The organism is Candidatus Solirubrobacter pratensis, from assembly GCF_000425945.1.
Classification (GTDB): domain Bacteria; phylum Actinomycetota; class Thermoleophilia; order Solirubrobacterales; family Solirubrobacteraceae; genus Solirubrobacter; species Solirubrobacter pratensis.
In genome coordinates, this window is record NZ_AUEK01000011.1 from 170,915 (window position 1) to 190,890 (window position 19,976).

Sequence of the window (19,976 nt, forward strand, 5' to 3'; positions counted from 1 at the left end):
ACGGGCCCAATCGCGCACGAGTGATCACCACCGGCACGAGCCGAGGGGTGCCCTACGAACCTTCGAACTATTCGAAGCTTCGTCGTGCACCCCCTGGCCCGGCGCTCCAAACGACCACCCGGCCTCGCAGACCCCGAAGCCAAATGGACGCCCTCCCTTACCAGCGCAGTTCGCCCGAACCCGGCGGAGAGACCCCACGGAGACCCGCGCCGCCCTCGGCGAACTGCGGCTCGGTCAGCTCGGCGAGCGCGCGAAGGCGAGCGCCTCGTGCGCCAACGGGAGCCAGGCGTCGCTCTCCCGGACCACCACCCACTCGCGCAGAGGCTTCCCCTGCCCGCGATCGAACGGCACCGCGCTCGTCTCCGAGACCAGCGCGGCGCACCGGTCCGCCGGCAGCTTGAAGACGACCGCGCCCTCGTAGTCGATCGCGAAGATCTTCCCCTCGCGCTTGAGGACCTCGCGCGCGAACCCGCGGCCGCGCGTCACGTCGGGCTCGCCCTCGAACGCCCGCGCTACGTCCGCGAAAGTCATGCCAGGGCCTCCAGGGCCGAGCGCAGCCGCCCATCGATCGCCACCGGCCGGCGGCTCGCGCGATCGACGAAGACGTGGACGAACCAGCCCTCGGCCGCGGGATCGTCGGAGCCCTCGCGATACAGGGCGAGCTCATAGCGGACGCTCGAGCGTCCCAGCTCGCCGACGCGCAGCGCGCCCTCGACCGCCTCGGGGAACGCGAGCGCGGCGTGGTAGGTGCAGTGCGATTCCGCGCACACGCCGATCACCTGCCCCGCGTGGATGTCGAGCGCGCCCTGCTCGATCAGGTACGCGTTGATGATGGTGTCGAAGAACGCGTAGTACTCGACGTTGTTGACGTGCCCGTAGACGTCGTTGTCGGCCCAGCGTGTCGAGATCAGGCGGCGGTGGGGATAGCTCACCGGGAGCAGTATCGCTCCCAGGTCTCCCACAGGGGTTCGTCGCGACCGCGCGCCGGAGGCGTCCAGCAGCCGTTCAGCCGCCGGCGAGAACGACGTCGTAGCCCTCGGCGCGAAGCAGCTCGACGACGAGGGTCCGGTGATCCCCCTGCAGCTCGATCATCCCGTCCTTGGCGGATCCGCCCACGCCGCAGCGCTTCTTCAGCCGGCCCGCGAGCGCGCGAAGGCCGGCGTCGTCGAGCGGCACGTTGGAGATCGTCGTGACGGGCTTGCCCTTGCGCCCCGCGACCTCGCGCCGGACCTTCACGCGACCGCCGGACGGAGCCTGCCGCGCGGGCTCCTCCGGGCGCCGCTTGCGCTGGTCGCCGCCCGAGCTCGACCAGACGAGATCGCTCACCGCACGCCGATGAGGTCGACGACGAACACGAGCGTCTCGTCGGGCTTGATCACGGGCGGCGCGCCGCGCTTGCCGTAGCCGAGGTTCGGCGGGATCGTGATCCGCCGCCGGCCGCCGACCTTCATGCCGGCGACGCCCTGGTCCCAGCCCTGGATGACCTGGCCCTTGCCGAGGCCGAACTTGAACGTGTCGCCGCGGTCCCACGACGCGTCGAACTGGTCGCCCGTCGACCACGAGTGACCGACGTAGTGGACTTCGACGATCCTCCCAGAGACCGCCTCGTCGCCCTCGCCGACGACGATGTCCTCGAGCTCGAGCTGGTAGGACGGCGGTCCGTCCGGGATCTCGACAGCGGGCTTGTCCATGCCGCTCACCTTAGTTCCAGGGCAGCGCGGATCGGCGCGCCCAGTACTCGCCGCCGTCCTCGCGCAGCTCGGCAAGGTCAGGCACCTCGCCGACCTCCAGCGCGCGCAGGTTGGACCCCAGCGTGTCGATCGTCGCCGCGCCGGAGAGCACGACGCCCGCCCACGGGCGCGTGAGGATCGCGGCCAGCGCGAGCGCGTCCGGCGTCGTGCCCAGCTCCGCCGCGGCGGCGTCCAGGGCGGGCGCGCGGCCGACCGTCGCGAGCCGCCCGTTCGCGAGCCCCTCCTTCACATACACGGTGAGCCCGGCCGCCGCGGCGCGCTCGAGCGCCGGCTCGGCGCTGCGCTCGTGCAGGTTCCACGTGGCCTGCACGGCGCTGAAGATGCCCAGCTCGCGGGCGCGATCGAGCGTCTCCTCCTGGCTCACGCCGCTGACGCTGACGCCGAGCGGCACGCCCGCCTCGACCATCGCCGACAGCACCGCGTCGTTCTCGAGCACGCCGCTATCCGGGGTCGCCGAGTGGATCTGGTAGAGGTCGAGCCGATCGCCGAGCAGCTCGCGCGACTCCGCGAGCTGGCGGCGGAACGTGTCGGCGTCGTGGTGCTTGACCTCCGGTGGATCGGCCGCGACCTCCCAGCCGGCGGTGTACACGTAGCCCCACTTGGAGCTGATCCGCACGCCGGCCGGGTCGCGCGAGCGCAGCCACTCGCCCAGGAACTCCTCCGCGCGCCCGTACGAGCGCGCGGCGTCGAAGTCGCGCACGCCGGCCGCATAGGCCGCGTCCAGCACCGCGTGGGAGCGGGCGCGCAGGGCGGCGACGGAGCGGTCGGCGCCGAGATCGGCGCCGTGGCCGAGGTTCAGGTAGCCGGGGCGGCCGAGGGCGGCGAGCCCGAGTCCGATGCGAGCGCTCATCGCACCGCAAGCTAGCGGCGGTGCGTGCGTTCACGTATCCATGCGCACCCTGCTCGCCCTCGCCGTGGCGCTCTGCTTCCCGGCCGCTGCCTTCGCCGACGCCCCGCCGCCCGGGGCGACGTGGACCCAGGCCACGATCAAGGAGGCCGACGGCACCAGACTGCACGCCGACGTGCTGCGTCCCGCCGGCCTGCCCGCGGACGCCAGGACGCCCGTGATCCTCTCGATCGGCCCGTACTTCAACCACTCGGGCCAGACGGGTCCCGCCGGGCCCGTCGAGGGCACCCCGTACACGCCCACGGGTGAGGCCGGACCGTCCGCGCGGTTCTACGACTTCATCGAAGGCGCGAAGCTGATGGAGCGCGGCTACACGTGGGTGCAGGTCGACCTGCGCGGCTTCGGCGGCTCGACGGGCTGCCTCGACTGGGGCGGCCCGGGCGAGCAGGCGGACGCGAAGGCGGCGGTCGAGTGGGCGGCGGCGCAGCCGTGGTCGACCGGCAAGGTCGGCATGTACGGCAAGTCCTACGACGGCGCGACCGGGCTGATGGGCATCGCGCAGCAGCCCGCGGGACTGGCCGCCGTCGTCTCGCAGGAGCCGGTGTATGACCTCTACCGCTACCTCTACACCAACCGGGTCCGCTTCACGAACTCGCTCGCGACGCCGCTGCTGTACGACGCGATCGCCGGCACGCCGGGCACGACCGGCGACACGCTCGCCTACAACGCCGACTCGCTGAATGACGTCGCGCGTCCCGGCTGCCCGGCGCTGAACTGGCTCGACCAGCAGAGCTCCGACCACGGCTCGGCGTATTGGAGGGCGCGCGACTACATCGCCGCCACCAAGGGCAAGACGACGCCGCTGTTCCTCACGCAGGGCTTCATCGAGGACAACACCAAGCCCGACGGGACGTGGGACCTCTATAACGGCCTCGCCGGCCCGAAGCGGGCGTGGTTCGGCATGTGGGACCACGTGCGCGGCAACGACGCCGACGCGTCCGGCCGGCTGCTGATGGGCCGCCACGGCTGGTTCGACGAGGTGATGCGCTTCTTCGACCGCTATGTGAAGGGCGCGCAGGTCGCCGACGACCCGCCCGTCGCGGTCGAGAGCAGCGACGGCACGTGGCGCGCGGAGGACGCGTGGCCGCCCGCCGACTCCGCCCCCGCCGGCATCACGCTGAACCGTGGCTCCTACACCGACGACGGCCAGAACGACGGCACCGGGTCAGGCGCCGGCACCGGCATCTGGACGATCTCCAAGCCGCTCGCCGCCGGCGCGCATCTGGCCGGCGTCCCGAAGCTCTCCGTCGACGTGGCGAGCGCGCCGAGCCGCGCCAACCTCGTCGCCGACGTGTACGACATCGACGCCGGCAACCAGGCGACGCTGATCTCGCGCGGCGCGGACCTGCTCAATGGCGCCGGCAGCACCACGTTCGACCTCTACGGGGACGACTGGAAGCTGCCCGCGGGGCACCGCGTCGGCGTACTGCTCACCAGCGCCAACGCCGAGTGGTGGCTGCATGTCCCGACGCTCGGGACGGTGGACGTCGCCGCCGCGCGCATCGAGCTGCCGTTCCTGCGCTGCACCCGCACGGCGACGATCGAGGGCGGCCCGTCGGTGAAGCTCGACTCCTACCGCGCCGAGGCCCCGTTCGCGGTCGGAGCGGACACGGTGGCGGCGGCCGAGCGAGCGGACTTCGAGGTGCCCGCAACGAGCGCCTGCTGACGCGCGCCATACTGGGCGTGTGCCCTCACCGGACGATCTGCTGGCCGAGGCCCCGCTCGGGGCCGCGGTCGCCGCGCTCGCCGAGCGCAACCGCCACCACCTAGCCCAGATGACCGACGAGGAGCGAGCCGACGCTCTGCACCACTGGCACGACCTTGCGGTGGCCGTGCTCACGGCCGCCGGCGCCGCGCTCGGCGGTGAGGAGGAGTCCGAGCGCGAGAACGGCGGCCGCGCCGTCATCGTCCTCGAGGACGCCGGCCAGGACGAGGTCGCGGTGCACGCGAGCTTCTTCCCGCAGCTCGAGGACGTCGGCGGCGAGGTCCTCGTCACGCCCGCCCAGGCCGCCGCGCTCGAGCTGCTCGAGGCGATGACCGGCGCCGACGGCGAAGAGGGCTGAAGACGCGGCGTAACGGAACCGTGCCTGCCCGTACTGTGTAGGCATGTTCCTCCTAGGCTCGAAGTCCCGCATGGTGGCGCCGGAGGACGCACTCCCCGGCCGCCGTGACCCGATCCCCGTGCCCGACCGGCATTTCGTGCTGGGGACGCCCATCAAGCCGCCGTTCCCCGAGAACCTCCAGACGGCCGTCGTCGGCATGGGCTGCTTCTGGGGTGCCGAGCGCGTGTTCTGGCAGGCGCCCGGCGTCTACACCACGGCGGTCGGCTACGCCGGCGGCTACACGCCCAACCCCACCTATGAAGAGGTCTGCAGCGGCCGCACCGGGCACACGGAGGCCGTCCTCGTCGTCTTCGACCCCGAGCAGACCGGTTACGAGGAGATCCTCAGGCTCTTCTGGGAGAACCACGACCCGACCCAGGGCATGCGCCAGGGCAACGACGCGGGGACGCAGTACCGCTCGGCGATCTACCTGACCGACGAGTCCCAGCGCGCCGCGGTCGAGGCGTCGCAGGCGCTGTTCGGCGAGCGCCTGAAGTCCGCCGGCTACGGCGAGATCACCACCGAGGTCGCCCCGCTCGGCGAGTTCTACTACGCCGAGGACTACCACCAGCAGTATCTGGCCAAGGTGCCCAACGGCTACTGCGGCCTGGGCGGCACGGGCGTCTCCTGCCCGATCGGCCTGAACGCCTAGAAGCGCTCGCGCAGGAACGCGTGGACCTCCCCCACGCGCCGCTCGGGGAGCGTGAGGTGCCCGTCGTCGGGCGAGAGGCGGACGTCGACGCGCGGCAGCCGGCGCGCGAGCCAGACGCCGTGCTCGTACGGGACCATGCGGTCCTGGCGGCCCTGCCACACCTGCACCGGCACGGCGATCGCGCCGGGATCGAAGCCCCACGGGCCTACGAACGCGAGGTCGTCGTCGACCCAGCCGTCGACCCCGCCGGCAAGGCCGGCGCGGAAGCTCTCCTGCAGGAAGACCCCGAGCGGGCGGGCGAGCACGGCGGCGTCGGCCGGGCTGAAGACCGATTCGAGATCGCCCTCCGTCAGCTCCTCGGCCTCGTCGCCGAGCATCCCGGCGCCGAGCCGCTCGAGCAGCGGCCGCAGCTCGGCTTCACCGGCGATCGCCGCCTCGAACTCGCGCACGTTGCCCTCGCCCATCCCGGCGAGGAAGTCGAAGCCGTCGACGCGCGGGGCGACCGACGCGATCGTCGCGCATGCGACCACGCGGCTCCCCAGCAGCGCCGCGCAGGCCAGCGCGTGCGGGCCGCCGCCCGACGCGCCCCAGGTCGCGAAGCGCTCGAAGCCGAGCGCATCCGCGATCGCTGCGGCGTCCGCCGCCGCCGACGCGACCGTCCGGCCCGCGTCGCGCGTCGACTCGCCGTAGCCCGGACGGTGATACGAGAGCAGCCGGATCCCGCGCGCGGCGGCGTCGTCCGCCCACGGCGCGTGGAGCAATCCGGCCCCCGGCGTGCCGTGGTGCACGAGCACCGGCACACCGCGTGGGTCACCGTCGTCCACCACGCGCAGGCGCCGCCCGTCCGGCCCCGCGATCGTCTGCCACGTCCCCGCCATGGCGCAGACACTACGCTCGGAGGATGAGTGAGCAGTTCGCACGCGTCGGGGACGTCGACATCTGCTTCGAGACGTTCGGCGACGCCGGCGACCCCGCGATCCTGCTGATCATGGGTCTCGGCACCCAGATGGTCGCCTGGCACGACGACTTCTGCACCGAGCTCGCGGGCCGCGGCTTCTTCGTGATCCGCCACGACAACCGCGACATCGGGCGCTCCACGCATCTGCGGCAGCTCGAGCCGCCGCCGTTGTGGAAGCTCGCGATCCGCAACCGCAACGCGCCCTACACGCTCGCCGACATGGCGGGCGACAGCATCGGCGTGCTCGATCATCTGGGCATCGAGAAGGCGCACCTCGTCGGCGCCTCGATGGGCGGCATGATCGCCCAGACGATCGCGATCCGCCATCCGGAGCGGGCACTCTCGCTTGTCTCGATCTTCTCCAACACCGGCAGCTTCTGGAGCGGCCAGCCAGCGTTGAGCATGTACGCCGTGCTCCTGCGGCCGGCGCCGCGCGATCGCGAGGGCTTCATCGAGCACGGCGTGAAGATGTTCACCAAGATCGGCGGCAGCGGCTACGAGCCGGGCATCGAGGACCTGCGCACGATCGCCGAGCGCAGCTTCGATCGTGGCGGCGATCCCGCCGGCCCCGGGCGCCAGCTGGCCGCGATCGTCGCCGACCGCGACCGCAGTCCGCAGCTGCGCAGGCTCACGCTTCCCACGACCGTCATCCACGGCACCGAGGACAAGCTGATCCGGCGGTCCGGCGGCCGCGCCACGGCGAAGGCGATCCCGGGCGCGCGGCTGATCGAGATCGAGGGCATGGGCCACGGCCTGCCGCGCGGCGCCTGGCCGCAGATCCTCGACGCGATCGAGGCGACGGCGCTGCGCGCCCAGGCGCCGGTCAGCTCAGCACGAGGATGAGCACGATCACGATCAGCACGAGCACGACCGCGCCGGTGATGGCGCGGCCCTGCCACTGACGACCCCAGAACTCGGGCTTGGCGCGGTCGCGGTTGTAGCGGCCCTCGGGCGGCTCGCCGACCCAGTCGTCGTCGTCGTCGGCCATCACGTCACCGCCGGGACGAGCTCGCGCCCGATCAGGTCGATCATGTCGAGGTCGCGATGCAGCAGGCACTGCAGGAACGCGCGCTCGGCGCCCGCCTCCTCGTAGGCGCGCAGCCTCGCCACCGCCTCCTCCACGGTCCCGCCGACGCCCGTCCGCCCGAGCTCGCCGAAGTCGACCTGGGATCCCGACCACGCCGACAGCTCCTGCGCCCGGCGCTCGGCCTCCGCGCGGTCGTGCCCGATCACCGTCATCACCATCACGCTGAACGGGATCGGCTCACGGCCGGCCTTCTCGCACGCCGCGGCGATCGCCGCGCGCCGCTCTCGCACCTCGTCGAGCGTCGGATAGACGGTGTTGTACTCGTCGGCGTAGGCGGCCGCGAGCCGCGCCGCCCGGGGTCCGGCGCCGCCGCCCATGACCAGCGGCGGATGCGGGCGCTGGACCGGCTTGGGCAGCGCGTCGAGGTCGTCGACGGCGTAGCGCTCGCCGCTGAAGCTGAAGCGACCCTCCCGCCAGTGGCCGTGGACGATCCGCAACTGCTCCTCGAGCACGTCCATGCGCTCCTTCATCGGGAGGAACCGGAAGCCGTAGGCGCGGTGCTCGACTTCCGACCAGCCGGTCCCGAGGCCGAGCTCGATGCGGCCGCCGGAGATGTGATCGGCGGTCGTGGCGAGCTTGGCGAGGATCGACGGATGGCGAAAGCTCGCCGGCGACACGAGCGTCCCGAGCCGCAGCGACTGCGTGCGGGCCGCCAGTCCGCAGATCGTCCCCCAGGCGTCGAGCGCGCCGCGCCCGTGCTCGCCCGAGACGGACAAGTAGTGGTCGGAGCGGAAGAGCGCCTCGATCCCCGAGCGCTCGCAGGCATCGGCCAGCGCGACCCAGTCCTCCCAGGTCACGTCCTCCTGGCCTTCGATCATCACGGAGATCCGCACGGGCGGAGTCATACCCTCTCCCACCCGTGCCGCGCTCGCTCGTCTGGATCCTCTACGCCGCGCTCGTGCTCGTGTGGTCGAGCACGTGGGTGGTCATCGCCGTCGGGCTGGAGGATGTCGCGCCGTTCTTCGGCGCCGGGATCCGCTTCACGCTGGCGGGCGCCGGCGTGCTGACGGCGGCGGTCGCCGTGCGCCGGCCGCTGCGCACGGACGCCGCGCTCGCCGCGCTGATCGGCCTCCTGCCCTTCGCCACGACCTACGGCCTGATCTACTGGGCGGAGCAGTACGTCCCGTCCGGCCTGACCGCCGTCCTCTTCGGCGTGCTCCCGCTCTACGTCGCGCTGTTGTCGGTCGCGTTCCTGCCGCAGGAGCGGCTGAGCCCGCGCCTGCTCGCCGGCGTCGCCGTCGCGCTGGGCGGCCTCGTGCTCGCGTTCGGGGAGAGCCTGCAACTCGGCAGCGGGACGCGGACGGCGCTCGCCGCCACCGCGGTCGTCGCCTCGCCGCTCGCGAGCGCGATCGGCAACGTCGCGATCAAGCGCCGCGGCGCCGGCGCCGACCCGCTCGTGCTCAACGGCTGGGCGATGCTCGGCGGCGGGCTGGTGCTGGCGGCGATCTCGGCGCTGACCGAGGACTGGGGCGCGACATCGTGGTCGGCCGCGTCGGTCGGCTCGATCCTCTACCTCGCCGTGTTCGGCACCGCGTTCACGTTCGTGACGCTGACGGTCCTGCTGCACGAGCTGCCGGCGATGACGACGAGCTTCATCTCGCTGATCATCCCGTTCGGCGCGCTCGCGCTCGGCGCGGTCGTGCGCGACGAGGCGATCACCGCCGCGGCGGTGGGAGGCGCGGCGCTCGTCGCCGGCGGGATCGCCGTCGCCCAGGTGCGCCCGAGGCCGAGAGTGCGCGCCTGACACGATCAAGGGCATGAGCTTGACGATCGGAACCGGACCGCTGGCGGGGACTCCCGGCGGCTCGTTCAATTTTGATTTCGCCCTGCGGTCACCGCAAGCGGGGACCTCCGGGCGACGATACACCGACGCACCGAAGCACCGGATCTTCTACGCCGACTTCCCCCGCCGCCTGCGCGCGGTGATCGGCGGGCGCGTGCTGTTCGACACCGAGGGCGCGAAGCTGCTGTATGAGACCGGCATCAAGCCGGTCCCCTACATCCCGCTCGCCGACTTCGACCACTCGCTGCTGCGGCGCACCGACCACTCGACGCACTGCCCGTTCAAGGGCGACGCGTCCTACTACTCCGTCGGCGACGCCGAGAACGTGGTGTGGGAGTACAACGAGCCCAATCCGGAGGCGTCGTGGCTGAAAGGGTACGCGGCGCCCTACTGGAACAGGATGGACGCGTGGTTCGTCGAGGAGGAGCCCGTCTACGGGCACCTTCGCGACCCCTACCACCGCGTCGACGTCCACGAGACCTCGCGCCCCGTCGTGGTGAGGGCCGGCGGCAAGGTGATCGCGCGCTCGGAGCGGCCGAAGCTGCTGTTCGAGACCGGTCTGAAGCCGCGCGTGTACGTCCCCCGCGCGGACGTCGCGGCGGGCGTGTTGAGGCCGGCCGAGAAGCGCACGATCTGCCCGTACAAGGGCCAGGCCACGTACTGGTCCCTGGACGGCATCGCGGACGCGGCGTGGAGCTACGAGGCGCCGCTGGCGGAGGCCGCCAAGGTCCAGGGCCACGTCAGCTTCGACGCCGACGGCGTGGAGGTCGAGCTCGGGCGGCCGAGCGCCGACGTGCCTACCGCGTGAGGGCGACCGGCAGGTCGTTGACCATCTCGAACGCCTCGTCGACCGCCGTCATGGCGAACAGGCGCTGAACCGCGGCCGAGCCGCGGACGAGTACCAGCCGGTGCCCGAGGCGGCGCGCACGCCGGCGCGCCGCCAGCAGCCGCGCGAGGCCGCACGAGTCCAGGAACGTCAGCTGGCGCAGATCGATCACGACGCAGGCCGGGCGCGTCGTCTCGACCGCGCGCAGCTCCTCGTCGAACGTGTACGCGTGAGCGAGATCGAGCTCTCCCCGCAGCGCGAAGCGCACCGCGCCTGGCTCGAGCTCCTCGATGGTCAGTCCGAAGCCGCTCATCCACTCTTCCTCTCTCCCCGAGGCGGGTTTCCGTTCTGACACTTCCCCCATTTCGTCAGGCGTAATCGGTTTGCGTAGCATCCGGGCATGGCCAAGCGCTATGTCCACACCTGCGTCCGCGTGCTCGAGGAGGAGCGGTCGGTGCGCTTCTACGAGCGGCTCGGCTACGAGCGCCGCGGCAAGCTGCAGTTCGAGACGGCCTACAACGTCTACATGGGGCTCCCGGGCGACGGCGACACGCTCGAGCTGACGGTCAACATGGGGCGCGAGGAGCCATACGACGTCGGCGACGGGTACAACCACATCGCGCTCACGGTCGACGACCTCGATGCGCTGCTCACGGAGCTGGCCGGCGCCGGCGTCGAGCCGGAGAAGCCGCCGTTCCATCCCGGCGGGCGCCCCGAGGTCGGGCGCATCTGCTTCGTCCAGGATCCGGACGGCTACCGCATCGAGCTGATCGACGGCGGCGGGTTCCGGACGCCCCAGGACGCGTAGGCCGCGGCGGCGGGTTCCGGACGCCCCAGGACGCGTAGGCCGCGGCGGCGGGTTCCGGACGCCCCAGGACGCGTAGGCCGCGGCGGCGAGTAGCGGTGACCGGAGGGCGAGGCCCATCTACACGCTGCTAGGGACCGACGGGGTCGCGTACGAGAGCGCGGCCAAGGGACGGCTCGGCGGCCACGCGCGCACTCGCGTCTACGGCCGGCTCGACTGCCCGGTCGCGCTCAGCCTGCTGCGGCGCGGCTTGCAGCCGCGCCACCGCGTGTTCTTCGCCGACGAGGCGACGGCCGTCGCCGCCGGCTTCCGCCCGTGCGGCGCGTGCATGCGCGAGGAGTACCGCACCTGGAAGGCGCGCGCGGGGTGACGCCTATGCTGCGCGCGTGCCGCCCGCGAGAGACTCCGCAAGGCGAGTCGCGCGGGCGTCGCGCTCGCGCGCCGTCCGCCGGCGGCGCCTTGTCCTGCTGGCCGGCGCTGCGCTCGCGTTGATCGCCGGCGCGGCGCTCGGCGCGCGGCACGACGACGAGCAGCGGTTCACGGCGTTCATCCACCCGCAGCCGGCGCCGCGCTCGCGGCCGGTGCCGTCGCCCACGCCCGCCGCCGTCGACCGGCTCTCGCTGGCGCAGCAGGTCGGCAAGCTGATCGTGCTGCGCTTCGACGGGACCGAGGCGCCACCGTACGTGCGCCGGGCGCTCAACCGCGGCTGGGCCGCGGGCGCGATCCTGTTCCGCGACAACGTCGCCGCGCCGTCCCAGCTGCGTCAGCTCACGGGCGCGCTGCGCGCGTCGGGCCGCCACGCCGGCGCGACGCCGATCGTGTGCGTCGACCAGGAGGGCGGCCCGATCCGGATCGTCTCCTGGGCGCCACCGGTCAGCGCCGCGGCGGGGCAGCGTCCGGGACCCGACGCGCGGGCCGCGGGGAGCGCGCTGCGCGCGCTCGGCATCAACGTCGCGCTGGCGCCGGTCGGCGACGTCCCGTCGGTCGCCGGCGCCGCGCTCGAGACGCGCGCGTTCTCGCACGACCCGCGGCGTGCGGCGAGCGCGGTCGCGGCCGCCGTGAAGGGCTGGCTCGGGGCGGGCGTCGCCCCGACCGCCAAGCACTTCCCCGGCCTCGGCGGCACGACGGTCAACACCGACCGCGGCTCGACGGTGATCGCCGGCGGCGCCCCGACCGGCCGCGACCTCGCGCCGTTCAAGGCCGCGATCTCCGCCGGCGTCCCGCTGGTGATGAGCGCGCACGCCGTCTACCCCGCGCTCGACCGCGCGCACATCGCTTCGCAGTCGCCCGCCGTCCTGGAGGACCTGCTGCGCGCCAAGCTCGGCTTCAAGGGGGTGGTGATGACCGACTCGATCGAGGCCGTCGCGGTGCGTGCGACCGGCACCACCGAGCAGGTCGCGGTGCGTTCGATCGCCGCCGGCAACGACATCGTGCTCACGACCGGCCAGGGCTCCTGGATCCGGGCGTACCGGGCGCTGCTGGCGCGAGCGCGTGCGTCGAAGTCCTTTCGCGCGCGCGTCCGCGCCTCCGCGGCGCGCGTGCTGGCGCTTCAGGCGCGGCTGCGCTGACCGGCGCCACCGCTCCGTAGGGGACGGTTCGTCATGCCTAAGAGGCGTCTAAAGCCCGACATCCGGGCCAATCCCGGCTGCGTACACTGACGATGTGTCGAGGGAAGAGCCGCCCCGCCTGGTTCAGCGGAGGGTCAACGATCAGGCGATCTCGCTAGCGCGTGAGTGGCGCGCGCTCGGTCGCGCCGCGACGATCGTCGCGATCATCACGTCGCCGGCGCTGTTCGTGCTGCTGCACACGTCGTACGACTGGTCGGTCTTCTGGTCGGTCGTCGGCGCGTTCGCCGGCGTGGTCATCTTCCGCGGGCTGATCGACGTGATCGCCCACAAGCTGATCCCGTCGCCGTCGCTGTACGGCGCCGAGGACGCCCTGAAGAAGCAGGACGTGCTCTCCCGCCGACGCGTCTGGTACTGGCGCCACAAGTTCAAGGTCTGGCTCTGGCTCGGCGGCATCGCGCTGGTGGTCCTCGGGGTGATCGCGCTGATCAAGGGCGAGTCGATCGGCGACGCCGTCACGTCGATCGGCGACAGCTTCCAGGGCTTCAAGGTCTCGAGCATCTTCGGGCTGGCGTTCCAGCTCGTCTTCCTGTTCTTCATCAACTTCGCGATCCTCTTCGGCCCCATGGTCGCCATGGGGATCCAGCAGATCAAGGCCTACGAGCCGGGCGAGGCCGACTGGGGCGTCAAGATGGAAGACGTCCGCGGGCAGGCCGAGGCCAAGCTGGAGATCACGCGCGTCGTGTCGCTGTGGCAGTCCGGCGAGGAGTTCGAGAAGGCCGGCGGCAAGCGCGAGCGCGGCGTCCTCTTCCTCGGCGCCCCGGGCACCGGCAAGACGATGCTCTCCAAGGGCATCGCGACGTCCTTCAACTGCCCGTTCGTGACGATCCCCGGCTCGGGGTTCGCGCAGACGTTCATCGGCATGGACGCGATCATCGTCCGCTTCCTGGCGCGCAAGGCCAAGAAGCTCGCCAACAAGTGGGGCGGCCAGTGCATCGTCTTCATCGACGAGATCGACGCCGTCGGCATGCGCCGCTCCTCGCTCGGCACCGGCTTCCAGCCGCTCAACACGGGCACGATCCACGACACGCACTTCTTCGGCCCGCTCGGCGCGTTCACCAACTCGGGCGACCTCGTGCTGGAGACCGAGGCCTGGCGTGAGAAGCTGTTCGCGATGCGCGCCGACCCGCCGCGGCAGCATTACCCCGCCTTCATCACGCGCGCCGCCGACGCGATCCGCAACGTGATCATGCCCGGCGGCATGGGGATGGGCGGCGGCATGGCGCTCAACCAGCTGCTCGTCGTGATGGACGGCATCGACGACCCGCCGCTGCTCAAGCGCGTGTTCACCCGCCGCTTCAACAGCTTCCTCGACGCGATGTACGTCGTTCCACAGGCCATCGGCCCGCTGAAGCTGCGGCTCAGGCCGCCGCGACCGCGCAAGGACGAGGTCTACTTCATCGGCGCGTGCAACGCGCCGCTGGCGTCGCTGGACCCGGCGCTCACCCGCCCGGGACGGATGGGCCGCCACATCTACTTCCGCACGCCGACGTGGGAGGACCGGCGCGACATCTTCGATCTCTACCTCGCGAAGGTCTCCCACGAGGCGGATCTCGACACCGAGAAGGCGCGCGACGAGCTCGCGCGGATCACCAACGGCTACTCCCCCGCGATGATCGACCAGGCGTGCTCGCTGGCGCTGACCTACGCGCACTCGGACGGGCGGATGGCGTTCAGCCGCCATGACCTCGTGGCGGCGATGACGACGGTCGAGTCCGGCGTCGCGGTCGGCCAGGCGTACCCCAAGCACGAGGCGCGCTCGATCGCGATCCACGAGGCGGGCCACGCGGTCTGCGGCCACCTCTACGCGGAGAACGTGCTCTCGACCCGGCTGTCGATCCGCCGGCGCGGCTCCAGCGGCGGCCATCACCAAGCGATGGCGATCGAGGACCGGCTGGTGTCGTGGCGCTCGGAGGAAGTCGGCACGCTGATCTGGGTGCTCGGCGCGATGGCCGCGGAGCACGTCTTCTACGGGCAGACCACCACCGGCGTCGGCGGCGACATCGGCTCGGTGACCGCCAGCGCGGCGGGCATGGTCGGCTATGCCGCGATGGCGCCGGCCCCGATCGATCTGTCGGACCGCATCGCCGACAAGGAGGAGCGCGAGAAGGAGGAGCAGCGCGTCACCGAGCGCTTCGAGAAGCTCGGCGTGCAGCTCATGCAGCGTGCCAGCACCGACGGCAACCCGTACGCCGCGACGCTCGGCGACGCGGGCAAGCGCAAGCTCGTCGCCGGCCTGCTCGGACAGGCGTTCGTGCTCGCCCACATGACGATCCGCGCGAACAAGCAGGGCGTCGACTACATCGCCGGCCGTCTGGTCGCAGCCGGCGAGCTCTACGGCGACGAAGTGACCGACCTGCTCGACGAGGCCAGGCTCGTCAAGCCCGAGATCGACGTACTGGACGAGGCGACATGGCCCGTGATCTGATCCCACCGCCGTCTCCCGCGGGCCGGCCCGCGCCGGACGGGACCCCGAATCTGATCGAGCTTCCGCCGGAGACGGCGCCCGAGGTCGCCTCGGCGGCGACGAGCGACGCCACGCCGTCGCAGTACCGCAACCGCTTCGGCTTCCTGATGGGCGGGCTCGGCGGCGTCGTGCTCGCGGCCGCCGCCGTCGCCGCGATCCTGATCGCCAACGGCGGCACGCCGAACGAGGGCTTTGCGAGCAACTGGTCGCGCTGGAAGCCGAAGGAGACCTCGCTCACGGGCGGCTCGGCGGAGATCGCGACGCACGTCGGCTCGGAGTATCACGGCGACGACGGGCGCCAGCTCGTCAACGTCACCGGCGGCCCGCTGGAGATCCAGGGCATCCCGCTCGGCGTCCTGCTGCGCAGCGGCCAGGGGAACATCTACGAGTTCAGCGGCAAGCGCGCCGTGCTCTACACGCTCAACGGCCTGGGCGAGGGCGGATCGATCAAGGACGGCACGCCCTCGACCTCGCGTCACCGGCTGCTGCGGCGCGAGGCGCTGGAGCTCTCGCTCTACACGTTCCGCTACATGCACGACGTCGACATGGTCGTGACGCTGCTGCCCCCGCCGCCGCCCAGCGCCGCGCAGGACGGCACCTCCTCGTCCTCGTCCTCGTCCTCGTCTTCCTCCTCGTCATCGTCGACCTCCTCCGACCAGCCGCCGACGCAGGCCGTCTTCTACCGGCCCGGCGACCTCAAGGGCCAGCTGCAGGTGCCGCTCGGCGCGACCGTGCCGGCGAAGGCGCCGACGCCGGACACGATCCCCAGCACCGAAGGCCGCGCGATCGACGCGCTGACGCTGCCCAACCTGTTCCAGGCCGCCCCGCAGCAGACGCCTGACTACAAGGTCAACCTGGTGCTCGATCGCCCCAAGTCGGGTTGATCGCCGCCGGGCTCTGCGACCGCTGCGCTCACCAGCGCCTGATCTCCAACACCCGCGGGTCCAGGTTCTCCATGTGCGAGCGCGGGCTCGCGGACGAGCCGGGCTATGCCAAGTACCCGCGGCTGCCGGTGCTGGAATGCGCCGGGTTCGAGGCCGCCGCCGGGTTCGAGGCCGCTAGATGCGGCGATGCCCCAGACGCGCCAGATCCTCGTGATGACGGGTGACCCGGATCTTCACGGCGTCGTCGTCGGGCCGCGCGTGGACGATGCTCCACATCGCGTCGGCGACCTGCTCGGCCGTCTCCGGCGTGGCGCGCGCCCGCATCTCGTCGACCAGCGCGAGCTCGAGCCGCTCGATCTTCTGCTCGGCGGTGCCTTCGCCGAGGCTCGGGAACGGAGTCCCGCGGAGGTGCTCGTCCCAGGCGCCCTTGACCATGGCGAAGCGGTTGCGGAGCTGGATGGGATCCGTCATGAAGGGCGCGAGTGTACACCTGAGGTCCTAGGGCCAATGACCGTCGAAGGAACCGGCGAGTCTCCCTATCGTGTAGTTGCGTGGACACCTTTGGACGCCTCCTCGGATTCCTGCGCCCGTACAAGCGGGGAGTCGTCTGGTCGCTCCTCCTGGCGGCGCTGGCGATGGTCTGCACCGTCGCCATCCCGTGGCTGACCGGCCGCGCCGTCGACCGCATCTCGGCGCATGACGAGCCGGGGCTGCGCGTGCTCGCCATGGTCGTCGTCGGCGTCGCCGCGGCGCGGCTCGGGCTGTCGGTCCTGCGCCGATTAGTTGCGGGCCAGGTCTCGCTGGCCATCGAATACGACCTGCGCAACCTCCTCTACGCGCATCTGCAGCGGCTGGAGCTGGGCTTCTTCGCGCGCCAGCAGACCGGGCAGCTGATGTCGCGCGCGACCGTCGACCTGTCCTCGGTGCGCTTCTTCCTCGGCTACGGCCTCGTCTTCATCCTCCAGAGCGGGCTGACGATCCTGCTCGCGGCGGTCGCGATGATCGTGCTGCAGCCGTGGCTGGCCGTGCTCGCGCTGCTGCCGGTGCCGCTCGTGGTGCTCGTCGCCTTCCGCTACGGGTACCGCTCGCGGCCGGCGCTGCAGGAGGTCCAGCAGCGCATTGGCGAGGTCACCGCCGAGGTCGAGGAGAACATCTCCGGCGTCCGCGTCGTGAAGTCCTTCGCCGCCGAGGGACGCCAGCTCGAGCGCTTCCGGGGCAAGGTCGCGCGCGTGTTCTCACAGTCGATGTACACGACGAAGCTGGCGGCGTTCTACAACCCGTTCCTCGCGTTCCTGCCCAACATCGGCCTCGCGGTGATCCTGCTGCTGGGCGGGCGCCAGGTCGTCCACGGCACGCTCTCGCTCGGCGACTTCACCGCGTTCTACACGTACCTACTGATGCTGATCGGGCCGATGCGGATGCTCGGCGTCGCGCTCGGCCTGGCGCAGCGCGCCACGGCGTCGGGCGCGCGGCTGCTGGAGATCCTCGACACCGAGCCGCGGATCGCCTCCCCGCAGGACGCGAGCGAGCTGCCGGACGGGAGCGGACGCGTCGAGCTGCGCGACGTCACGTTCGCCTATGGCGACGGCGCGCCTTCGCTGCGCGACGTCTCGCTCGTCGTCGAGCCGGGGAGCACGGTGGCGCTCGTCGGCGCCACGGGGTCCGGCAAGACCACGCTCGTCCAGTTGCTCCCGCGCCTCTATGACCCGCAGCGGGGCTCGGTGCTGATCGACGGCGCCGACGTGCGCGAGCTCGACCTCGTGTCGCTGCGCTCGCAGATCGCGATCGTCGACGATGACCCGTTCCTCTTCTCGGACACCGTCGCGGGCAACATCGCCTACGGGCGCCCGGACGCGACGCGAGAGGAGATCGAGCTGGCGGGCGAGCGCGCGCAGGCGGCGGAGTTCATCGCCGAGCTGCCCGACGGCTACGACACGCCCGTGGGCGAGCGCGGGCTGACGCTGTCCGGCGGGCAGCGCCAGCGGATCGCGATCGCGCGCGCCTTCCTCGCCGATCCCCGCATCCTCGTGCTCGACGACGCGACATCGTCGGTCGACGCCACGACCGAGCGCGAGATCAAGGCGGCGCTGCGCGAGGTGATGGAGGGACGCACGACGTTCGTGATCGCGCACCGGCTCTCGACGATCGCGCTCGCCGACGACATCGTCGTGCTCGAGCACGGCGAGATCGCGGCGCGCGGGACGCACGAGGAGCTGCTCGAGGAGTCCGAGCTCTACGCGGAGATCGCGACCAAGGGGCTGCCGGACCAGGTGTTCCTGCAGCGCGATCCGCAGGAGCGCGTGGCGGGCCTGTGAGCGCTCCGACCACCTCCCGCCGCGACGAGATCGTCCGCCGCTGGCGCGCGACCTCCGGCCGCGGCCGCAAGCTGCGCGGCCTGATCGAGCTGCTGCGCCCGTATCGCGGACGCGTGCTGCTGATGTTCGTCGCCCTCGTGCTCGGGACCGCGGCGCAGCTCGCGCCGCCGCCGCTGGCCAAGCTGGCGATCGACCAGGGCATCACGCCAGGTGACCTGACGACGCTGACGTGGGTCGTCGTCGCCTTCCTCGCCACCGCGTGCGTGTACTGGGGAGCGACCTACGTGCAGACCTACCTCGTCGGCTGGGTCGGCCAGCGCGCGTTGCAGGACCTGCGGATCCAGCTGTTTGCTCACCTGCAGACCATGTCGGTCGGTTTCTACTCGCGCCGGCGTGCCGGCGTGCTGATCTCGCGCCTCTCCAACGACGTCGAGGCGCTCGACACGCTCGTCTCGGACGGCGTCGTGACGCTGTTCGGCTCCTCGCTGATGCTGGTCGGCACGGCGGTGATCCTGTTCGTGCTCGACACCCAGCTCGCGCTGCTGACCTACCTCGTCTTCCCGTTGCTCGGCATCGGCTCGCTCGCGTTCCGGATCATCTCGGCCGACGCGTACCGCGCTACGCGCGAGAAGGTCGCGCAGATCACGGCGTACCTGCAGGAGTCGCTGTCGGGCATCCGGGTCGTGCGCGCGTTCGCGCAGGAGCCGCGCCACCTGGAGCGGTTCGCGCAGCTCAACGAGGAGAACCGCGGCGCGAACATGAAGACGGTCCACCTCAACGCGGCGTACTTCCCCGGCGTCGAGCTCCTGAGCGCGCTGATGAGCGCCGGGATCCTGCTCTACGGCGGCATCCAAGCGCTCCACGGCGACATCACGATCGGCGTCCTGGTCGCCTTCCTCGCCGCGCTGAACAACTTCTTCGACCCGATCCAGCAGCTCTCGCAGCTCTACACGACCTACCAGGCGGGGATGGCGGCGCTCGACAAGATCTTCGACCTGCTCGACGAGGAGCCCGAACTGGTCGACAAGCCCGGCGCGATCGAGCTGCCGCGGCTGCGCGGCGACATCGTGCTCGACGACGTCACGTTCGGCTACGGCACCGGCGCCAACGCGCTCGAGGACGTGACGCTGAAGGTCCCGCCCGGGCAGACGGTCGCGCTCGTCGGCACGACCGGCGCGGGGAAGTCGACGCTCGCCAAGCTCGTCGCGCGCTTCTACGACCCGACCGCCGGCCGCGTCCTGGTCGACGGGCATGACCTGCGCGACGTGACCGCCGAGTCGCTGCGCTCGCAGATGGGGATCGTGCCGCAGGAGGCGTTCCTGTTCAGCGGCACGGTCGGCGAGAACATCGCGTTCGGTCGCCCCGACGCGACGCAGGAGGAGGTCGCCGCCGCCGCCCACGCGGTCGGCGCCGACGAGTTCATCGCCGGGCTGGAGAAGGGCTACGACACCCCGGTCGGCGAGCGCGGCGTCCAGCTCTCCGCCGGGCAGCGCCAGCTCGTCGCGTTCGCCCGCGCGCTGGTCGCCGACCCGCGCATCCTCGTGCTCGACGAGGCGACGTCCAACGTCGACGTCCACACCGAGGGCCGGATCGAGAACGGCCTGCGGCGGCTGCTCGCCGGCCGCACCGCGATCGTGATCGCGCACCGGCTCTCCACGATCGAGCGCGCGGGCCAGATCGTCGTGCTCGAGCACGGCCGGATCGTCGAGCAGGGCACGCACGAGGAGCTGCTCGCGGCCGGCGGTCACTACTGGCGCCTGCACCAGGACTGGCGCGAGCAGGCCGCCGCCTAGGAGTCTGTGGATCTTTGATCC

Annotated in this window: 23 protein-coding genes; 13 read left to right on the plus strand and 10 right to left on the minus strand. The window is 71.9% G+C overall.

Features of this window, described 5'->3' with window-relative positions; translation table 11 throughout:
* Positions 1-234: 234 nt before the first annotated feature.
* The 5 genes from H958_RS38275 to H958_RS0117810 form a co-directional block, all read right to left on the minus strand.
* A complete protein-coding gene (locus H958_RS38275; protein WP_037410537.1) occupies positions 235-531 on the minus strand; it encodes a hypothetical protein in 297 nt (98 codons plus the stop codon).
* Positions 528-932: an acyl-CoA thioesterase gene (locus H958_RS0117795; protein ID WP_081686006.1), complete on the minus strand. Its 405-nt coding sequence runs from the start codon at positions 930-932 to the stop codon at positions 528-530. The genes H958_RS38275 and H958_RS0117795 overlap by 4 nt, the downstream gene beginning before the upstream one ends.
* 73 nt (positions 933-1,005) lie before the next feature.
* On the minus strand, positions 1,006-1,326 hold the full coding sequence (locus H958_RS0117800; protein ID WP_028059657.1) for a translation initiation factor: 321 nt from the start codon (positions 1,324-1,326) through the stop codon (positions 1,006-1,008).
* Positions 1,323-1,691, minus strand: a complete 369-nt coding sequence (locus tag H958_RS0117805; protein WP_028059658.1) for an FKBP-type peptidyl-prolyl cis-trans isomerase — start codon at positions 1,689-1,691, stop codon at positions 1,323-1,325. The genes H958_RS0117800 and H958_RS0117805 overlap by 4 nt, the downstream gene beginning before the upstream one ends.
* A 10-nt stretch (positions 1,692-1,701) precedes the next feature.
* Positions 1,702-2,601, minus strand: a complete 900-nt coding sequence (locus H958_RS0117810; RefSeq protein ID WP_028059659.1) for an aldo/keto reductase — start codon at positions 2,599-2,601, stop codon at positions 1,702-1,704.
* A 40-nt stretch (positions 2,602-2,641) separates the two neighbouring features.
* Here H958_RS0117810 and H958_RS38280 point away from each other — a divergent pair, with 40 nt between their 5' ends.
* Genes H958_RS38280 through msrA form a run of 3 tightly spaced genes read left to right on the plus strand, consistent with a single transcriptional unit; the run spans position 2,642 to position 5,412 of the window.
* On the plus strand, positions 2,642-4,324 hold the full coding sequence (locus tag H958_RS38280) for a CocE/NonD family hydrolase (RefSeq protein ID WP_051324452.1): 1,683 nt from the start codon (positions 2,642-2,644) through the stop codon (positions 4,322-4,324).
* A gap of 19 nt (positions 4,325-4,343) precedes the next feature.
* Positions 4,344-4,721 carry a hypothetical protein gene (locus H958_RS0117825; protein WP_028059660.1) on the plus strand — a complete coding sequence of 126 codons (378 nt, stop codon included), beginning with the start codon at positions 4,344-4,346 and terminating at the stop codon, positions 4,719-4,721.
* A 43-nt stretch (positions 4,722-4,764) separates the two neighbouring features.
* On the plus strand, positions 4,765-5,412 hold the full coding sequence (gene msrA / locus H958_RS0117830; RefSeq protein ID WP_028059661.1) for a peptide-methionine (S)-S-oxide reductase MsrA: 648 nt from the start codon (positions 4,765-4,767) through the stop codon (positions 5,410-5,412).
* On the opposite strand, the gene H958_RS0117835 is transcribed toward msrA, so the two are convergent.
* On the minus strand, positions 5,409-6,290 hold the full coding sequence (locus tag H958_RS0117835) for an alpha/beta fold hydrolase (RefSeq protein ID WP_028059662.1): 882 nt from the start codon (positions 6,288-6,290) through the stop codon (positions 5,409-5,411). The genes msrA and H958_RS0117835 overlap by 4 nt on opposite strands.
* 23 nt (positions 6,291-6,313) lie before the next feature.
* Here H958_RS0117835 and H958_RS0117840 point away from each other — a divergent pair, with 23 nt between their 5' ends.
* Positions 6,314-7,213, plus strand: coding sequence for an alpha/beta fold hydrolase (locus tag H958_RS0117840; RefSeq protein WP_028059663.1), 900 nt, complete (start codon positions 6,314-6,316; stop codon positions 7,211-7,213).
* On the opposite strand, the gene H958_RS46385 is transcribed toward H958_RS0117840, so the two are convergent.
* On the minus strand, positions 7,194-7,358 hold the full coding sequence (locus tag H958_RS46385; RefSeq protein WP_156028044.1) for a hypothetical protein: 165 nt from the start codon (positions 7,356-7,358) through the stop codon (positions 7,194-7,196). The genes H958_RS0117840 and H958_RS46385 overlap by 20 nt on opposite strands.
* Positions 7,358-8,290: a TIGR03560 family F420-dependent LLM class oxidoreductase gene (locus tag H958_RS0117850; RefSeq protein ID WP_028059664.1), complete on the minus strand. Its 933-nt coding sequence runs from the start codon at positions 8,288-8,290 to the stop codon at positions 7,358-7,360. The genes H958_RS46385 and H958_RS0117850 overlap by 1 nt, the downstream gene beginning before the upstream one ends.
* Positions 8,291-8,316: 26 nt before the next feature.
* Here H958_RS0117850 and H958_RS0117855 point away from each other — a divergent pair, with 26 nt between their 5' ends.
* The gene (locus H958_RS0117855) at positions 8,317-9,201 is read left to right on the plus strand and encodes a DMT family transporter (protein ID WP_028059665.1); all 885 of its coding nucleotides are present in this window, start codon (positions 8,317-8,319) and stop codon (positions 9,199-9,201) included.
* Between the two features lie 13 nt (positions 9,202-9,214).
* Positions 9,215-10,048, plus strand: a complete 834-nt coding sequence (locus H958_RS0117860) for a DUF427 domain-containing protein (RefSeq protein WP_028059666.1) — start codon at positions 9,215-9,217, stop codon at positions 10,046-10,048.
* Here H958_RS0117860 and H958_RS43590 read toward each other — a convergent pair.
* Complete coding sequence (locus H958_RS43590; RefSeq protein ID WP_051324454.1) at positions 10,038-10,379, minus strand: STAS domain-containing protein; 342 nt, start codon at positions 10,377-10,379, stop codon at positions 10,038-10,040. The genes H958_RS0117860 and H958_RS43590 overlap by 11 nt on opposite strands.
* 87 nt (positions 10,380-10,466) lie before the next feature.
* Here H958_RS43590 and H958_RS0117870 point away from each other — a divergent pair, with 87 nt between their 5' ends.
* The 5 genes from H958_RS0117870 to H958_RS0117890 all read left to right on the plus strand — a co-directional run bounded on the left by H958_RS0117870 (position 10,467) and on the right by H958_RS0117890 (position 15,847).
* A complete protein-coding gene (locus H958_RS0117870; RefSeq protein ID WP_028059667.1) occupies positions 10,467-10,874 on the plus strand; it encodes a VOC family protein in 408 nt (135 codons plus the stop codon).
* Positions 10,875-10,998: 124 nt separating this feature from the next.
* Positions 10,999-11,241, plus strand: a complete 243-nt coding sequence (locus tag H958_RS48745) for an Ada metal-binding domain-containing protein (protein ID WP_255325432.1) — start codon at positions 10,999-11,001, stop codon at positions 11,239-11,241.
* Between the two features lie 16 nt (positions 11,242-11,257).
* Positions 11,258-12,439 (plus strand): glycoside hydrolase family 3 N-terminal domain-containing protein, encoded by a 1,182-nt coding sequence (locus tag H958_RS38290; RefSeq protein ID WP_081686009.1) that lies wholly within the window; start codon positions 11,258-11,260, stop codon positions 12,437-12,439.
* A 94-nt stretch (positions 12,440-12,533) separates the two neighbouring features.
* Positions 12,534-14,924 carry an AAA family ATPase gene (locus H958_RS0117885; RefSeq protein WP_028059669.1) on the plus strand — a complete coding sequence of 797 codons (2,391 nt, stop codon included), beginning with the start codon at positions 12,534-12,536 and terminating at the stop codon, positions 14,922-14,924.
* Positions 14,909-15,847 carry a hypothetical protein gene (locus H958_RS0117890; protein WP_028059670.1) on the plus strand — a complete coding sequence of 313 codons (939 nt, stop codon included), beginning with the start codon at positions 14,909-14,911 and terminating at the stop codon, positions 15,845-15,847. The genes H958_RS0117885 and H958_RS0117890 overlap by 16 nt, the downstream gene beginning before the upstream one ends.
* A gap of 174 nt (positions 15,848-16,021) precedes the next feature.
* Here H958_RS0117890 and H958_RS0117895 read toward each other — a convergent pair whose 3' ends face one another.
* Positions 16,022-16,318, minus strand: coding sequence for a hypothetical protein (locus H958_RS0117895; protein WP_028059671.1), 297 nt, complete (start codon positions 16,316-16,318; stop codon positions 16,022-16,024).
* Positions 16,319-16,398: 80 nt separating this feature from the next.
* Here H958_RS0117895 and H958_RS38295 point away from each other — a divergent pair, with 80 nt between their 5' ends.
* Both H958_RS38295 and H958_RS38300 read left to right on the plus strand, forming a co-directional pair.
* Positions 16,399-18,162, plus strand: a complete 1,764-nt coding sequence (locus H958_RS38295) for an ABC transporter ATP-binding protein (RefSeq protein WP_081686011.1) — start codon at positions 16,399-16,401, stop codon at positions 18,160-18,162.
* Positions 18,159-19,955, plus strand: coding sequence for an ABC transporter ATP-binding protein (locus H958_RS38300; protein ID WP_037410539.1), 1,797 nt, complete (start codon positions 18,159-18,161; stop codon positions 19,953-19,955). Before H958_RS38295 ends, H958_RS38300 begins: the two co-directional genes overlap by 4 nt.
* Positions 19,956-19,976 lie beyond the last annotated feature (21 nt).

Bases quoted from the DNA above. Each gene is read 5' to 3' on its own strand.
- H958_RS38275 (WP_037410537.1), bottom strand. From the start codon at position 531: ATGACTTTCGCGGACGTAGCGCGGGCGTTCGAGGGCGAGCCCGACGTG.
- H958_RS0117805 (WP_028059658.1), bottom strand. From the start codon at position 1,691: ATGGACAAGCCCGCTGTCGAGATCCCGGACGGACCGCCGTCCTACCAG.
- H958_RS0117810 (WP_028059659.1), bottom strand. From the start codon at position 2,601: ATGAGCGCTCGCATCGGACTCGGGCTCGCCGCCCTCGGCCGCCCCGGC.
- H958_RS38280 (WP_051324452.1), top strand. From the start codon at position 2,642: ATGCGCACCCTGCTCGCCCTCGCCGTGGCGCTCTGCTTCCCGGCCGCT.
- msrA (WP_028059661.1), top strand. From the start codon at position 4,765: ATGTTCCTCCTAGGCTCGAAGTCCCGCATGGTGGCGCCGGAGGACGCA.
- H958_RS0117835 (WP_028059662.1), bottom strand. From the start codon at position 6,290: ATGGCGGGGACGTGGCAGACGATCGCGGGGCCGGACGGGCGGCGCCTG.
- H958_RS0117840 (WP_028059663.1), top strand. From the start codon at position 6,314: ATGAGTGAGCAGTTCGCACGCGTCGGGGACGTCGACATCTGCTTCGAG.
- H958_RS46385 (WP_156028044.1), bottom strand. From the start codon at position 7,358: ATGGCCGACGACGACGACGACTGGGTCGGCGAGCCGCCCGAGGGCCGC.
- H958_RS0117860 (WP_028059666.1), top strand. From the start codon at position 9,215: ATGAGCTTGACGATCGGAACCGGACCGCTGGCGGGGACTCCCGGCGGC.
- H958_RS43590 (WP_051324454.1), bottom strand. From the start codon at position 10,379: ATGAGCGGCTTCGGACTGACCATCGAGGAGCTCGAGCCAGGCGCGGTG.
- H958_RS0117870 (WP_028059667.1), top strand. From the start codon at position 10,467: ATGGCCAAGCGCTATGTCCACACCTGCGTCCGCGTGCTCGAGGAGGAG.
- H958_RS0117890 (WP_028059670.1), top strand. From the start codon at position 14,909: ATGGCCCGTGATCTGATCCCACCGCCGTCTCCCGCGGGCCGGCCCGCG.
- H958_RS0117895 (WP_028059671.1), bottom strand. From the start codon at position 16,318: ATGACGGATCCCATCCAGCTCCGCAACCGCTTCGCCATGGTCAAGGGC.